The organism is Chryseobacterium sp. sg2396 (assembly GCF_042610505.1).
GTDB lineage: Bacteria > Bacteroidota > Bacteroidia > Flavobacteriales > Weeksellaceae > Chryseobacterium.
Window position 1 is genome coordinate 46,625 of sequence record NZ_JBHGAQ010000004.1, and the last position, 15,124, is coordinate 61,748.

At 38.4% G+C, this 15,124-nt stretch carries 14 protein-coding genes and 7 tRNA genes; 12 read left to right on the forward strand and 9 right to left on the reverse strand.

What is annotated here, in order from left to right; genetic code table 11:
• Positions 1-53 precede the first annotated feature (53 nt).
• Positions 54-674, reverse strand: a complete 621-nt coding sequence (gene nth / locus ACED20_RS05265) for an endonuclease III (RefSeq protein WP_294202154.1) — start codon at positions 672-674, stop codon at positions 54-56.
• A gap of 33 nt (positions 675-707) precedes the next feature.
• Between nth and bcp the strand changes: the two genes are divergently transcribed.
• Entirely contained in the window at positions 708-1,157 is a 450-nt protein-coding gene (gene bcp, locus ACED20_RS05270; RefSeq protein ID WP_294316861.1) for a thioredoxin-dependent thiol peroxidase, read from the forward strand.
• A gap of 90 nt (positions 1,158-1,247) precedes the next feature.
• On the opposite strand, the gene ACED20_RS05275 is transcribed toward bcp, so the two are convergent.
• The 5 genes from ACED20_RS05275 to ACED20_RS05295 are packed head-to-tail and all read right to left on the reverse strand — an operon-like array spanning position 1,248 to position 5,481.
• Complete coding sequence (locus ACED20_RS05275) at positions 1,248-1,787, reverse strand: GNAT family N-acetyltransferase (RefSeq protein WP_294237863.1); 540 nt, start codon at positions 1,785-1,787, stop codon at positions 1,248-1,250.
• Positions 1,750-2,421 carry a hypothetical protein gene (locus ACED20_RS05280; protein ID WP_294311569.1) on the reverse strand — a complete coding sequence of 224 codons (672 nt, stop codon included), beginning with the start codon at positions 2,419-2,421 and terminating at the stop codon, positions 1,750-1,752. The genes ACED20_RS05275 and ACED20_RS05280 overlap by 38 nt, the downstream gene beginning before the upstream one ends.
• A gap of 32 nt (positions 2,422-2,453) precedes the next feature.
• Complete coding sequence (locus tag ACED20_RS05285; RefSeq protein WP_294219739.1) at positions 2,454-3,539, reverse strand: mannose-1-phosphate guanylyltransferase; 1,086 nt, start codon at positions 3,537-3,539, stop codon at positions 2,454-2,456.
• 2 nt (positions 3,540-3,541) lie between these two features.
• Entirely contained in the window at positions 3,542-4,132 is a 591-nt protein-coding gene (locus ACED20_RS05290) for a SprT-like domain-containing protein (RefSeq protein WP_294202160.1), read from the reverse strand.
• Between the two features lie 2 nt (positions 4,133-4,134).
• The gene (locus tag ACED20_RS05295) at positions 4,135-5,481 is read right to left on the reverse strand and encodes a TolC family protein (protein ID WP_345766819.1); all 1,347 of its coding nucleotides are present in this window, start codon (positions 5,479-5,481) and stop codon (positions 4,135-4,137) included.
• Positions 5,482-5,570: 89 nt separating this feature from the next.
• Here ACED20_RS05295 and ACED20_RS05300 point away from each other — a divergent pair, with 89 nt between their 5' ends.
• The 11 genes from ACED20_RS05300 (at position 5,571) to ACED20_RS05350 (ending at position 12,032) form a co-directional block, all read left to right on the forward strand.
• Positions 5,571-6,815, forward strand: coding sequence for a folylpolyglutamate synthase/dihydrofolate synthase family protein (locus tag ACED20_RS05300; RefSeq protein ID WP_345766820.1), 1,245 nt, complete (start codon positions 5,571-5,573; stop codon positions 6,813-6,815).
• A gap of 44 nt (positions 6,816-6,859) precedes the next feature.
• Positions 6,860-6,934, forward strand: a tRNA-Gly gene (locus tag ACED20_RS05305).
• 33 nt (positions 6,935-6,967) lie between these two features.
• Positions 6,968-7,042, forward strand: a tRNA-Val gene (locus tag ACED20_RS05310).
• Positions 7,043-7,075: 33 nt separating this feature from the next.
• Positions 7,076-7,150, forward strand: a tRNA-Gly gene (locus tag ACED20_RS05315).
• A gap of 33 nt (positions 7,151-7,183) precedes the next feature.
• A tRNA-Val gene (locus tag ACED20_RS05320) sits at positions 7,184-7,258 on the forward strand.
• 33 nt (positions 7,259-7,291) lie between these two features.
• A tRNA-Val gene (locus ACED20_RS05325) sits at positions 7,292-7,366 on the forward strand.
• Positions 7,367-7,399: 33 nt separating this feature from the next.
• Positions 7,400-7,474 (forward strand) — tRNA-Val (locus tag ACED20_RS05330).
• A gap of 33 nt (positions 7,475-7,507) precedes the next feature.
• Positions 7,508-7,582 (forward strand) — tRNA-Val (locus ACED20_RS05335).
• A 54-nt stretch (positions 7,583-7,636) separates the two neighbouring features.
• The gene (locus tag ACED20_RS05340) at positions 7,637-9,139 is read left to right on the forward strand and encodes a T9SS type A sorting domain-containing protein (protein ID WP_345766821.1); all 1,503 of its coding nucleotides are present in this window, start codon (positions 7,637-7,639) and stop codon (positions 9,137-9,139) included.
• Between the two features lie 249 nt (positions 9,140-9,388).
• Positions 9,389-11,761, forward strand: a complete 2,373-nt coding sequence (locus tag ACED20_RS05345) for a cysteine peptidase family C39 domain-containing protein (RefSeq protein ID WP_378103706.1) — start codon at positions 9,389-9,391, stop codon at positions 11,759-11,761.
• A gap of 10 nt (positions 11,762-11,771) precedes the next feature.
• Positions 11,772-12,032 (forward strand): hypothetical protein, encoded by a 261-nt coding sequence (locus ACED20_RS05350; RefSeq protein ID WP_378103707.1) that lies wholly within the window; start codon positions 11,772-11,774, stop codon positions 12,030-12,032.
• 75 nt (positions 12,033-12,107) lie between these two features.
• Here the strand turns inward: ACED20_RS05350 and ACED20_RS05355 are convergent, their stop codons facing one another.
• The 3 genes from ACED20_RS05355 to ACED20_RS05365 form a co-directional block, all read right to left on the reverse strand.
• Positions 12,108-13,271, reverse strand: a complete 1,164-nt coding sequence (locus tag ACED20_RS05355; protein WP_378103708.1) for a WG repeat-containing protein — start codon at positions 13,269-13,271, stop codon at positions 12,108-12,110.
• 445 nt (positions 13,272-13,716) lie between these two features.
• The gene (locus ACED20_RS05360) at positions 13,717-14,685 is read right to left on the reverse strand and encodes a glycosyltransferase family 9 protein (RefSeq protein ID WP_345766826.1); all 969 of its coding nucleotides are present in this window, start codon (positions 14,683-14,685) and stop codon (positions 13,717-13,719) included.
• A 2-nt stretch (positions 14,686-14,687) separates the two neighbouring features.
• The gene (locus ACED20_RS05365; protein ID WP_288376942.1) at positions 14,688-15,107 is read right to left on the reverse strand and encodes a SufE family protein; all 420 of its coding nucleotides are present in this window, start codon (positions 15,105-15,107) and stop codon (positions 14,688-14,690) included.
• Positions 15,108-15,124 lie beyond the last annotated feature (17 nt).

A 15,124-nucleotide genomic window follows, 5' to 3' on the forward strand; every position in this document is an offset into this window, starting at 1 on the left:
CCTCTTCCAGCCTGTTAATCCTATTTCTACTTCGGAGTTTACGTTATATTTAATTATTTCTCAAAAAGCATCCTGGTAATAAAATCCTTTTCTCCGTTTCCGCGGGCGGGAGAATATTCCCTTCCGTAATAGATGATCTGGAGATGCAGTTTGTTCCATGCGGTTGCCGGCCATAAGGATTTGGCATCTTTCTCCGTTTCCACCACGTTTTTGCCTGAGGTCAGCTTCCATTTTGTCATCAGGCGATGGATGTGGGTATCTACCGGGAATGCAGGAAAGCCGAAAGCCTGACTCATCACAACCGAAGCGGTTTTGTGGCCAACGCCCGGCAAGGCTTCCAACTCTTCGTAAGTTTTCGGAACTATTCCATTGTGTTTTTCAATGAGCAGTTCGGACATTCTTTTCAGGTTTTTAGCCTTTTGGTTGGAGAGCCCGATTTCTTTAATCAGTTCTTTGATTTCAAAAGCTTCAAGGCGTGCCATTCTCTGCGGTGTTCCGGCTACCCTGAACAGCTCGGGCGTTACCTGATTCACTTTTTTGTCCGTAGTCTGTGCAGAAAGGGCAACCGCAACCAATAGGGTGAACGGATCGGTATGATCCAAAGGAACGGGGACCTGCGGGTATAATTTTTCCAATTCCGTAAGGACGGTCTCGGCTCTTTGCTTTTTTGTCATATAACCATTAAATTTGAACAAAAATAAATCATTATGTTGAAAATCGGAGATCAATTACCGGAATTTAAAGGAATAAATCAGAACGGCGAAACCATTGATTCAAAAAATTTAACCGGAAAAAAGCTGGTTGTTTTCTTCTATCCAAAAGCCAATACCCCCGGATGCACAGCGGAAGCCTGTAATCTGCGCGATAATGATTCAGAGCTGAAGAAGCAGGGTTTCCAATTACTGGGCGTAAGTGCAGACCCGGTGAAAAGCCAGAAAAATTTCAGCGAAAAATATGAGCTGCCGTTTGATATCATTGCCGATGAGAACCGCGACATCATCGAAAAATTCGGCGTTTGGCAGCTGAAAAAATTTATGGGGAAGGAATTTATGGGTGTCGTAAGAACCACTTTTGTTTTCGATGAAAACGGAATCTGTACACAGGTGATCGATAAAGTGAAAACCAAGGATCACGCGGCGCAAATTCTGGAAAAGTAATTCTTTGTTTACAAAAACGTACCGGATTTCCTTTTGGTATAACGACATGAGAATATCTTATCCGATAAGGTATTCTTTTCTTGCTAAAATTTATTCGGTTTCATAATACATCAGTTCTTCCGGATCGTTTGGAATAGTCACATATTTCCGGAATCTTAGGCCCAGCTTCTCAATTAATTTTTGAGAAGAAAAATTATCTTTTGTGGTAATTGCCGAAATTTTAATCAGACCAAAATCATTCATCCCGACCGACTTTATTTTTAAAGCCGCTTCATACGCATAGCCCTTTCCTTCAAATTCATCCAGTAAAGAAAACCCGATATCCACAACATCCAGTCCTTCCCTTTCGAAAATTCCCACTCCGCCGATTTTATGGTTGCCTTCCTTTGTTATCATTAGATAATTTCCATAGCCCAACCGCTCAAACTGTGGCAGAAACCGGTTTTTAATATAATCTCCGGCATCCGCAACCGTCTTCAGATTCCGGTCTCCGATAAACTGAATAAATTTCGGACGGTTATAAAGATCCAGAATAAAATCCGCGTCTTCCAAGGACATGGGACGAAGGATCAAACGTTCGGTTTCGTAAATATTATCTGCGCGATCTTGAGGGTTTCTTTTTAGGGTCATCTTTGGGTTCTTCTTTTTTCTCGATTTTTAAAAGCCGGGGATTATTCGTACATTTTTTATTATACAGTTCAATATAAGCGCCGTTGTCTTTCACCTCCGTAATGGTTCCTGAGACTTTATTAACGGTTAAAGTATAGTGTTTTTTCTGATAGGGGCATTCTCTGGAAGTCAGTTTTCCCAAATCCAGGTAATAATTGGATTTGTCTTCGGAATAATTTCCGGCCATATCTTTGAATTCCTCATCAATAATATACCCATCTGCTGCTGCAAGAACCGCCGCTTCCTGAACATCATCCGCCTTTCCGATAAATTTTTTCAGCTCTTCCGGATTGGTAACGTATTCGGTTTTCCCGCCCGCGGAGTATACGATATAATAAAACTCGTCCTCTTCCGCGATTCCTATATTAAATCCTGAAGACGGAGAAGTATAATCTTTTACCGTGCCTACCTGTTTTAACACATTATCCTTTCCATAGCTTTTATGAATGAGAAGCCAGGAATCGATCTTCATATTCGGGATAATTCTCTGTAAGAGACCCGAAACATTGGGAAACTGCTTTTTTTCCTGAGAAAATGCAAAAATTCCTAAAAACAGAAAAACAAATACATGAAATTTGGTGGTAAGTTTAAACATAGTAAAAGAACGCAGAAAGCCTGCAGATTATTTTATATGAACCGGTCTCCTTTTTTAAGGTTTTTCAGATCGAGCACATAGTCTTTTATTAACTGATCATTGTCTCTCGGACAGATCAGCAATGCTTTATCGGTATCTACGATAATATAATTTTCCAGCCCGTCAATAATCACCGCCTTACTATTATTCTTCATACGGATTACATTTCCTTTGGCATTGTAAGTAAGGATAGGCTGCTTGGCTTTTAAGGCATTCAGATTTTCGTCTTTATCGGCATTTTCGTACACGGAAGTCCAGGTTCCGAGATCACTCCATCCCAAATTGGCAGGAATGACATATACATTCGTGGCTTTTTCCATGATCCCGTTATCGATAGAAATTTTCTGCACTTTCGGATAGATCAGTTCAATACAGTTCTTTTCGCTGTCTGCATTATATTCACACGCCATAAAATGCTGGGTCATGTCCGGAAGATAGGTTTCAAAAGCATGCTGAATACTTTTAACACTCCAAATAAAAATTCCCGCATTCCAAAGGAAATCCCCGCTCTCCAAAAAACTTTTGGCAATTTCCAGAATCGGTTTTTCAGTAAACGTTTTTACTTTATAATAATCGGAATCATGATTGTCCACAAACTGGATATACCCATAGCCCGTATCCGGCCTGGTAGGAGTAATGCCCAAAGTAACCAGGTATTCATTTTCCGAAGCGATATCAAAAGCCAGCTTTACTTTTTCAAGAAAAACTTCTTCTTTCAGGATCAAATGATCCGCCGGCAGAACAATCATAGTCGCATCCGGATTGATTTCAGCAATTTTATTGGCCATATAAAGATTGCAGGGGGCCGTATTTTTCAGCAGGGGTTCTCCAACGATATTTTCCTCAGGAATTTCCGGAAGCTGCTGGTGGGAAAGCTCTACATATTCTTTATTGGTAATAACAAATATGTTTTCATTAGGAATGATTTTGCTGATCCGGTCATAAGTCTGTTGAATCATGGTGCGACCCACTCCCAAAATATCCTGAAACTGCTTCGGAAACTTCTGTGTACTCATAGGCCAGAACCGGCTTCCGATTCCTCCTGCCATAATCACACAATATCTATCTGACTGTAACATTTTTAAGTATATTTTTCTACCCTTGCCAACGGTTTGAAAGAGTACTTCCTTCCCGTATCCAGGTGCCTGCAAAGATAGTTTTTTTTAATCAGACCTTCTAAAAGGTACTTTTCATTTCGGTAAACAAAGAAATCTCCTTTCTTTAATGTTTCGATAAAAACAAGGGTATCATCCTGTCCTTCAATATGAAAATACTTTACCAGATCCGGGCTTGCCATAAAATTGGCTTTCGGGGATTTTGAAAACTCTACAATAATTGGTCGCAGATTTTCTTCATATACATCAAGGCTCTGCAACAGCATTTTCCTGAAAGTTTCTTTCCATTCGTTGCCGTGCGGTGAGATTCTGCGTCCATATTTTTCAAAGGCGATCAGGTGTGCCAGCTCATGGGTTAGCACAAAGAAAAACAATTGTGGAACCAGCGTAGAATTAATGGTAATTTCATGCGAACCATCCGGAAGCTTACGGTAATCGCCAAGCTTTGAATTCCGGTTACGCGTAATTTTTATATGAATATAATAATCGGCAAACCAGATTTTTAAATACGGCAGGGTATTTTCAGGTAAGTACTTCTCTAGAGGCTGGATCGACATTTTTACAAGCTCAACGGAATTCCTGCATAGAAATTCAGCAGTTTAAGACTGAACACGTAATTATATTTGGCCTGTGCCACAGATCCCTGGGCATTGGCGTAGTTGTTTCTGGCTATATTTACATCGTAGATCGTAGATCTTCCTGCCGCATAGCTTTTATCTGCAAAATCCAGTGCCAGTTTGGTGCTTTTTTCAGCCTGAAGGGCAGATACATAAATTTCATAGTTTGCATCCACATCAAACTGTGCCTTCTGAACATTTTCACGGATTACCTGCTTTTGCTGTTGCAGCGTAACTTTGGCAATGTTTTCATTCAGCCTGGACTGCTCTACCTGGAGTTTTGTGATTCCTTTATTAAAGATCGGGATATTTAAAGAAACAGCTGCCTGCTGGCCAAAGTTATCTTTATATTGCCCAAAATAATTTCTTTCATATACCAAATTCCCAAATTCATCTCTTCCTGTAATATTGGTATTCAGAAGATTATTATAGAATGTTCCGATTCCCACACTTGCCGTTACCGTAGGCCAAAATGCGGTCTTATTAATTTCTGTCTGAGCTTCGGCAGACTTGATGCGGCTTTCTGCCGCTTTGATCTGAGGCTGGTTTTCATAAGCCGTGGCCAGCACTTCATCCACTCCTTTCAGTTGTGGAGCAAGCTGATCCGGAATATCCACATCTTCCACATCAAAATCCTTGTACTCCTGAAGCTGTAAAAGCTGGGCCAAAGCAAACAGGCTTCTTCCCACGTTTATTTCTGCCGTCTTCAGATTCTGCTTTTCCCGGGCCAGCCCGGCCTCCGCTTCTGCGAGAACCGTTTGAGCCGTAGTCCCTATTTCTGTGGTAATTTTTGAGCGGTCGTACTGCTTCTGAGCATTTTCCACGGCAGCTTTTGAAATCTTTACGATTTCTTTATTCAGTAGGGTGGTTAGATACTGCTGGGCGATCTGAAGCGAAATATCATTCTTGATGGTTTCAATATCATATTGGCTGGCCTCAACATCAAATTCCGTTTTTCTGACGGTTTTTTCCAGTCTTCCGTAATTGAAAACCAGAATATCCGCTCCCAGATTGGCACTGTTGCTAAAACGGTCGTTTCTTAAGCTTCCCGTACCGAAAGAGGTCTGTCCGAAGCTTACCGTGTTTCCCATATTTGCCGATATGGACGGAAGATAATTTTTCTTCGCAATTTTCAGGTTCAGATCCTGTGCTTGTTTCGAGTATTCGTTTTGGATCACCTGAAGATTATGCTCGGTTGCATAATCCACGCACGCTCTCAAAGACCATTTTTTCTGGGCATTGACAGCCAGGCACGTTAATCCCAAAACAATAGTCAAAACTCTTTTCATGTTAAATATTTTTCCCTATTAGACGAAGTAAATATAAAAAAGTTACACTTTGCTGTTTCTTTTTGAAAAACTTTTGAGAATTTTGTATCATGACTCATGAACAATACCGGGAAGCCGTAGACTGGCTTTTTGTACAGGCTCCCAATTACCAGATCGACGGGCAGAAGGCCTATAAGCCCGGACTGGATAATATCAGAAGACTCTGCGATTTTTTCGGAAATCCGCAGGAAAAAATAAGATGCGTCCACATCGGGGGAACAAACGGTAAAGGATCTTCCAGCAATATGCTGGCTTCTGTCTTACAGGATGCTGGATATAAAGTAGGTTTGTACAACTCTCCCCATCTTATCGATTTTACGGAACGTATTAAAGTAAACGGCAACAATTGTGATAAGGAATTTGTTTTTGATTTTATCCAAAAGTTAAAAAATCTTCCGGGAGATATTCAGCCGTCTTTCTTTGAGTTTACCACGATCATGGCTTTTGAATACTTTTACCACCAACATGTAGATATAGCCATTATTGAAGTGGGGTTAGGAGGAAGGCTGGATTCAACTAATATTATCCAGCCATTGGTTGCTGCGATTACCAATGTCCAACTGGACCATCAGAATATTTTGGGAGACACCATTGAAGAGATTGCTTCGGAAAAGGCAGGAATCGTAAAACCGAATATTCCTGTTGTTTCAGGAGATGAAAATGAAACGGTAAAAAATATCATCCGGAATAAAGCAGCCCAGGAACATGCTTCATTCATTGATGCTTCTTTATTCGAGACTGCATTGAAATCCGATCTGAAAGGAAATTATCAGACAAAAAACATAAAAGTAGTCCTGAGCTTAATTGAAGAATTAAAGAAATTGAATTTTACCATTTCCGATGAAAATATTGAAAACGGACTTTTACATGTTCATCAGAATACCGGTTTTATAGGACGCTGGTTTGAATTTTCGAAAGATCCGCTCACGATTTGCGATACGGGACACAACCAGGCCGGACTGGAATATGTCTTTACACAGCTGAATTCTATTGACCGACACAAACATGTTGTTTTAGGTTTCGTCAATGACAAAAAAATCGATGTTGTCATGAAGATCCTGCCGGAAAATTCTACGTTTTATTTTGCAAAACCTTCTATTCATCGGGGAAGACATCCGGAAGATTACGAAAACATGCTGCAGGAGGCAAAAATTTCTTATAAAATTTTCAATTCAGTGCAGGATGCGTATCTTTCTGCAAAAGAGCAATGTACAGCCGAAGAATTGATTTTTATCGGCGGGAGCAACTTTGTTGTGGGAGAATTTTTAGAAAAAAATTTGGAGGTTTCCAAATAAGTCGTATATTTGCACCACTCTAATCGAGGAAACAACGATAAAGAGGGTTCTTAGCTCAGTTGGTTCAGAGCATCTGGTTTCCACCCAGAGGGTCGGGGGTTCGAATCCCTCAGGACCCACAGAAACGGAAACGAAACCTTTCAAAAAAATTCGGGTCCTTAGCTCAGTTGGTTCAGAGCATCGGGTTTACACCCAGAGGGTCGGGGGTTCGAATCCCTCAGGACCCACAGAAAAGGAAACGAAACCTTTCAAAAAAATTCGGGTTCTTAGCTCAGTTGGTTCAGAGCATCTGGTTTCCACCCAGAGGGTCGGGGGTTCGAATCCCTCGGGACCCACAGAAAAGGAAACGAAACCTTTCAACAAAATTCGGGTTCTTAGCTCAGTTGGTTCAGAGCATCTGGGTTACACCCAGAGGGTCGGGGGTGCGAATCCCGCAGGACCCACAGAAAAGGAAACGAAACCTGTCAAAAAAATTCGGGTTCTTAGCTCAGTTGGTTCAGAGCATCTGGTTTACACCCAGAGGGTCGGGGGTTCGAATCCCTCAGGACCCACAGAAACGGAAACGAAACCTTTCAAAAAAATTCGGGTTCTTAGCTCAGTTGGTTCAGAGCATCTGGTTTACACCCAGAGGGTCGGGGGTTCGAATCCCTCAGGACTCACAGAAAAGGAAACGAAACACTTCAAAAAAATTCGGGTTCTTAGCTCAGTTGGTTCAGAGCATCTGGTTTACACCCAGAGGGTCGGGGGTTCGAATCCCTCAGGACCCACAGAAATCTCTCTTTTTAAGGGAGATTTTTTTTGTTAAAAATTTAACTATAAACATGAAAACAATAATTTTACTTTCTGTATTTATTTTAACTTTTGCGAAAGGCCAGGTTCCCGGGACCCAGGATATGTCGTTCGGTACAAACGGAAAAACTGAATATTTATATGATCCTGCCAGTGTAAAAGGCTTTCACGGATATACAATGAATATACTTCCTGATAATCGTTTTTTTGTCGGCGGAGTATCAAATTGGGGCTGCAGTTCCAATCAATACTATACTGGCGTTCTCACAAAATTTACCTCCAACGGAATTCCAGATACTTCATTCGGACAAAATGGAGCCAACGGAAACTTTGGAGTAATAACAGAAATACAGCCAGCATCCGATGGAAATTATTTGATTATAAACCAATATGCAAATCTTACCAAAATAAATGCAGCAGGCAATCCTGTTACCTCATGGGGCACAAACGGAAGCATAAGCCTTCCCTACGAGCAAACTATACGTGACTGGAAAGAAACTTCTACCCACGAGATTATCATGACGACAGTAAAAAGAAATTATGATAATAAACTTTACACAACCCTTTATAAATTTAATCCGGACGGAAGTGTTCAGACCGCTTTCGGAAATAATGGAAAAATAGAATTTGGAACAAGCCCAAACTGGATTCTAACAAATGTTAATATTGATAATGACGGCAACTATATATTTACCGGTAAAAAAACGATTGGCGCTACCTACGGTGATGCAAATATTGTCGTTTATAAAACAAACCCTCAGGGACTTCCGATAGCTACTTTTGGAACAAACGGCAGCCTCACTATAACCAATTATATCGCATATGATAATAAGCAGCATTTTTCGTTTTTGACACCGGATAACAGTATCGTAATAAGCACTATCGGAAAAATGGGTCCTGCTTCCAACAATCGCTGCCTTATCATGAAAATCCTTGCTAATGGTACGCTGGACAGCAATTTCAACAACGGCTTTAAATATACATCAAATTATATGGAACCCATCAGTTCCTATTACATTGACAATAGCTTTTATATCGTAGGAGAAATGGGAAATATATCGTACATGATAGGAAAAATAAACAGTTCCGGAAATGTAGACAATACCTATAATAGCGGAGGATATATAACAATCCCGCGGTTAACCGGCAATCACAATGGAACAAGAACAATGCTGCATGGTGATAAGATTATTCTGGCGGAAACCATGGATAATTTTTATTGCGCCCAGTCCAATTGGAAACTGGTGATGAGAAGGTTCAGTTTTGATTCATTCACCCCACTTTCAACAAATGAAACTACCTTTACTAAAAATATCAACATCTATCCGAATCCTGCTGATAATAGAATTTTCTTAGAAGGGTTTGATAGAAGAATTGAATTGGTTTCGATTGATGGTAAGAAAATCAAAGCCGATCTAAAAGATGAAGGAAAAACAATCAGTATGGATATCAGCCACCTGATAAAAGGTATGTACATTATAACAGGAAAAAATTCCAATGGAAAAATAGTATCTAAAAAATTTTTTAAGAACTAATCTTTTAAACTGATTGAAAAATCTCTCAAGTTTTTTGAGAGATTTTTTTAGGATCAGTGCCAAAACCTGGGGACTAGGCAAAAATATTAGTTTTTAGGTTTCCACTTCTTATTACTAATTGTAAGATTCGATGATAAGATTTACATAATTTAAAAAAAAATAAAACACGTCGAGTTTTTGCGCAGTCAGGATTTAGCTTTGCTTTTAGAAATATTTAAACAAAATATTAATTACTAAAACGCAAAGCTTATGGAAGAATTCGATGACGAATTTGGTGATTTATCAGAGTTCAAAACACGCTCTTTTGAAGAATTAAATCAAAGATCTAAACAAAACAATGCTTTTGTCAACACAATGATCAACAAGGATGATTTTCCTGATTACAGAAGCCCATTTCACGATTACAGAAACACACCATCCGGATACTCTTATCTTACGGACAATTCCATATCTTCCGTTTTTCCTTCTACAGGATTAAATGAAAAAGGAGAAAAGGGTTATGAATATTATGCAGAAGTGCTTCCTTGTGAAACGGGCTCACAGGTATATGGAAGCTATCAGGCTAATGCCAGAAAGAAACAGGCTTTATTCCTGTTTTATGAGAAACCAAATCCGAACAAATCCAACTTTGCAGGAGACTTTTATATTGCCAAGATGGGAGATTATTTTGTTCAGCTCTTTAAGAGATTTCCTGAACCATTACCCTCAAGTGTCGGTGGAAAATTCTTCAGGAATATTTCTTCCATGGAAGACGAAGCTGCTTACCTGGCCCAGTTAGCATATACTTATGAGGGAGATAAAATCAATGCTGCTCTGGTGCGTGATGCCTTAATGAGAGAGTATCAGTTTTTTACCGGAGACAGAAGATTTGAAGAAACCATAGGTAATATTTCTTCTATTCCAGCTGATGCGATTGGATGGTGTGCAGAACAATTAGAAAGTTTAAAACCCACAGAAAAGCATTACAATCCCGAAGCTAAAGACTATTCTCCTCTTGTTCCTATCATAGGAGCGGTTAACCTGAATAAGGCTGCACAATTCTTTGAGAGGTTAGGTGAAAATCCTTTTGTTCAGGGAGCAGAAGTTGCTTTCTCAAAAGTATGGTCATTGGTGAAACAGGCCGCAAGCAAAGTTAAAGATGCCTCAGTAGAACATCTTCCTGACGCTTTTAAAAAACTCATTAATAAAATTACAGGTGTTATTAATCATATTCGGTCCTTTCTTACCAATGTAACAGATAATATTAGTGAAATGGCTAAACAGGGAATAGAAATTCTTAAGCTGGCCAATGCTTTTTATTGTGGTGTTCATAGTGGGCTTATCAGCCTTATCCAATGCTTATTGTATATTTTAGAGTTTCTTTTACAGCCTGCGACAACTTTTTCCTACCAACAATATCTTGAAAGAAGAGATTTAATGGAGAAAGCAGAGGATGCAGTAGACTGGATAACAGAGAATGTTCCTAAATTCTTACAGGGCGTAAAAGATCTTTTTAAAGCAAGCGGAAGTATTTCTCAGTCTGATATGGAAGGAATATTTGATAAGATGAAGGAGTATTTTGGTGATATTTCTCGCTATACGGTAGCTTTTTATGTGGGTATCTTTGCATTTGAATTACTGATAAACATTCTCCTTCTAATCTTTACAGAAGGTGCAGGTAATGTGATAAAGGGAGCCACTTATGTACAGAAAGCAGCAAGCTTATTAAAGGTTCTGGCAAGGGAAACGGTTTCTGTAGCCACCTTAGGAATTACGGATTTGCCGGCTTTTCTTTCAAGATTTATTGTTAGATTTGGGAAAGCTTGTGCCAAGGGATTTAAAGGATTTATCCGCTTCATTGAGGATCTGTTACAAGGTGCTAAAAATGGGGCTAAAGCTGAGGATTTAGCCATGACAGCAGAGGAAATTGAGGAAGTTGCATTAAAAGGAAAGAAGGTCCAGAGTATTTTCAATATCCTGGCCAGTGCAAGAGCAGGATTTAAAAAGGTGGGGATTGAGATTGTAGCAAAAGTTGATGGCTATCTTCTGAAATGGAAAGAAAAACCTATCTTCAGAGGAGATTTTAAAGAGGTTAATGCATTCTGGAGTAAAATTCTGAAACCTAAATTAGGTGCCGGGACAGGAGGAGCATTGAAATATCTTGAAGTCCTTTCCAGAAATATGGTTGCTCAAGAGCATAATATGTCTTGTGCTGCTGCTTGTATAAGGCAGTTGGCTAAAGATAATGGTATTGAAATGACTGAATCTGCAATACGAAAATTAGCAGGAACTACAGAAGAATTAGGAACTTATGAGAAAGGGATGTCTGATGCAGCACAGAAAATCTTTAAAGAAAATGAATTTAGCGAGGGAACAATAGACCATATTCCTGTAGAAACTTCTGAATTGATTGAGATACTTGGTAAGAAAAACCATTGGATTGCCTGGATAAAAGAATCTCCTAATGGAGGTAACCATGCTATTATTATAGATAAGTTTGAAAATGGCTTAGTCTATATTAGAGACCCTTGGCCAATAGAAGGAATAAATAAAGGGAAAGGAGTAGAGGCAACCATAAAATTAGAAGATTTTGAAGTAGCATGGAGTAGAACAGGTAAATATGCATTTTGGTTTAAAAAATAAAAAGTAAATTATGAATATCAACCAATTACAAGAAGAATTAGAAAGTTTGGGATACTATTGTTACAAAAAAAATGGAGTGTTGTTTTCTGGTATTAAAGGAGATAAAGGTCCTATTGAAGGTACTTTTGTTTTAAATAATACATTTAGCATTAGTTTAATAAATAAAATAACTATCAGTTATCTAGTGGGTCAGATTTCTACAGAAAAAGAATTTAAAACCATTAAAGAACTTCTTAAGTTTGTGAAACAAGTGTTTCCATTAGAAGAATAATCCTTATAACAAATAAACCATTCCTGCTCTTGGAATGGTTTTCTCTATAATTATAAGAACAAGTATCAGTTAGTTCTATTTAAAGTATTCAACACCATTTTCTCCAACATAGGCTTCCTTTCCATTATCAAGAAGGATTTTATAGATATTAAAGCTTTTATTAAAGCCAGTATTAATCCTAGTTTTATTAAGGATTTTTTTATACTTAGCATCTACATATTTCAAACTATCCTCGTCAAAAAAACCTTGTTGATGATTATTAATCAAAATATTCAGCTCTTCGAAGGTTCTATTGATCTTTTCATAATTTACAGGAACAACAATCCTTTTTAAGCATACTAAACCATATGTGCCAGCCTTATTTACTTTAAAAATTGAATTTTCCCCATTTGCCATAAATAAATCAACTTCATCAAAGTTTAATTTAACAATTTCTTTTCCATCCACTAAGCTAAGAACCCCTTTAAATATACCTTTTTCAACAAAAATTAAATTATTATTCTTATCTATTCTAAAAGAATCATACTTATCTGCCAGATATTGCTCCACCTTACTTACTGTTTCATTAGAAACCCGTATCCTTTCTGATGAATCCTGCATTCCCCCTGCTTCCCCGGGTGAACTTTCTTTATCAGCTTTTATCTTTGTATCAAAAAACTCATCCATTTTACAATTCATATACATTCCCTCCTTCGAGGCTTTCCATATAAAGTTTGAATTGCTGTTATTATTTTTTTCTGAAAAAGTGATATACTTATATTCTAAAGGTATTATTTGTTTTCCTGAAGAATTAATAAGTCCATAATACCCATCTCTTTTTACAATAAAGCTTTTATTGGACTCTGCGGAAATATCGTTATAAATGCATGGTATCAGCTCTTTATTATTTTTGTAAAGACCCATTTTCCCATTTTTATAAATGTAAATTTCGTCTTGATCAAACTTTCTTATTTGTAATGAATCATACCTATTATTTTTAGGAATCAAAGCTTTCTGGAGATTATCTATGACATAATAGTTCGAGTTCTCTTCCTTTATCACAAATCTTGATTTGGATGTAAAAACGTTATACTTTATATCTCTAATTTCAGATGCAAAGGGCTTGACTTTTATGTTTCCAAGAGAATCACAAAATCCCCATAAATTATTATCTCTGTAAGGAATAAGCAACTCTTCTTGTAAATCTTGTGCTGTTAGGAGACTCCCAAACAGAATAAGTAAAATAATATAATTTTTCATAAAAGTATTTTGTTCACAAATGTATAAAAATGATATTACTATAGGAACTGGAGTGGTAATTTACAGGGTGAATTGAAATGATGTAAAAAACGGTAAAACTGACCAACTGATTTCAGTTTAAATTGGAAATGCTTGGTCAATATCACTAATATTACTTCATTGAAGAAACTCTTAAAATACATTTGTTGTAAAACTTTGGCAGAGAATTTTATAAAAATGGCTGATAACAAGTATAACATCCAATATACTGATTCCCAATTAGGTTTAGAAAAATATTCTACTAACTCTGAAGAAGGTCTTAAGTTTGTGAAACAAGTGTTCCCAATAGAAAAATAACTAACTTAATCTGTCAAAATAGAACCCTTCTTGAACCACGGTAAAGAACGGTTTTTGCTATGTATTATCAGAAATCGGCTTCCAAATTACATTCTTAATGTAGCCAATTTTATAAAATCTTCTCTACAATCTTCTGCACACTCAGCTCTTCCAGACACGCCCAATCTCCCCGGTAACATTCTTTATCCCCAAAAACGGAACATGGCCTGCACGTGAGGTCTTTGATCTGCACCACATCGTCTTCACTTTGTCCGAAACCCAAAAATCCGGCATACGGATGCGTTTGTCCCCAAATGGAAACACACCGCGTTCCCATCAGGCTCGCCAGGTGCATATTGGCCGAATCCATGGAGATCATCAGTTCAAGTCCGGCAATCTTTTGTAGTTCTTCGGTAAGGCTTAATTTTCCGGCGAGGCTGAAGGTGTTCGGGATTTCCTGTTCCCATTTTTCGAGGGTCTCCGTTTCCGTTTTTCCGCCTCCGAAAAAATAAACGGTATATTTTTGGGCTAAAATCCGGGCCAGTTCATACGATTTTTCCAGTGGCAGCATTTTCCCGCGGTGTTGGGCAAAAGGAGCAAACCCGATTCCTGATTTTTCGCCGGGAACAGGTCTCAGCTGATGCGAAAGTTGAACCTGAAATCCCATTTTACGGAAAACATCAGCGTATCTTTCGACCGTTTTTTTTAACTGGACTTTATTAAGGTTCCAGACATCGGTCAGGTGTTCCTTTTCCTCTTTTCCTTTATTGATTTTAAATACTTTAAGTCCTTTTCTGCGGTAAATCCTATCCAGTATTTTGGTTCGGATCACATCATGGAGGTTGGCCACAATATCCGGATGGAATTCTTTTACCAGCTCGTTCGCCAGTCTTCTCAGTCCGAAGACCCCCTTATACTCGTCGAGATTAACTCCTTTAAAGGTAAGATTCGGAATATCAGCAAATAAACCTTTAAAATTCTTTCGGGAAACCATGATGATTTCCACCTCAGGATTCTGTTCCAGAAATTCACGGAAAACCGGTGCCGTCATGGCAACATCACCGAATGCAGAAAAACGATATGCTAAAATTCTTGTCAAAACTAGGACTTCAGTTGATAAGCTACGGCGTAGAATTTAATTTGTTTGGTCATGGCCATCAATCCGTTGGCTCTGGAAGGGGAAAGAAATTCCTGCAGTCCGATCTCGGAAATAAAATCAAAATCGGAATCCAGAATTTCCTGGGTGGAATGGCCACTGTAAATACTTATCAGCAGGGAAACGATGCCTTTCGGGAGAATCCCGTCGGAATCGGCATTGAAAAATAATTTTCCATCACGGAACTCTGCGTCGATCCATACTTTGCTCTGGCAGCCTTTAATCAGGTTTTCTTCCGTTTTTTTATAGTCAGGAAGACCTTCCAGTTCTTTTCCGAGGTCGATAATATATTCATACTTCTGTTCCCAATCTTCAAGAAACGCAAATTCATCGATGATTTCCTGCTGTTTTTCTTTAATGGTCATGCTAAACTAATTTCTTA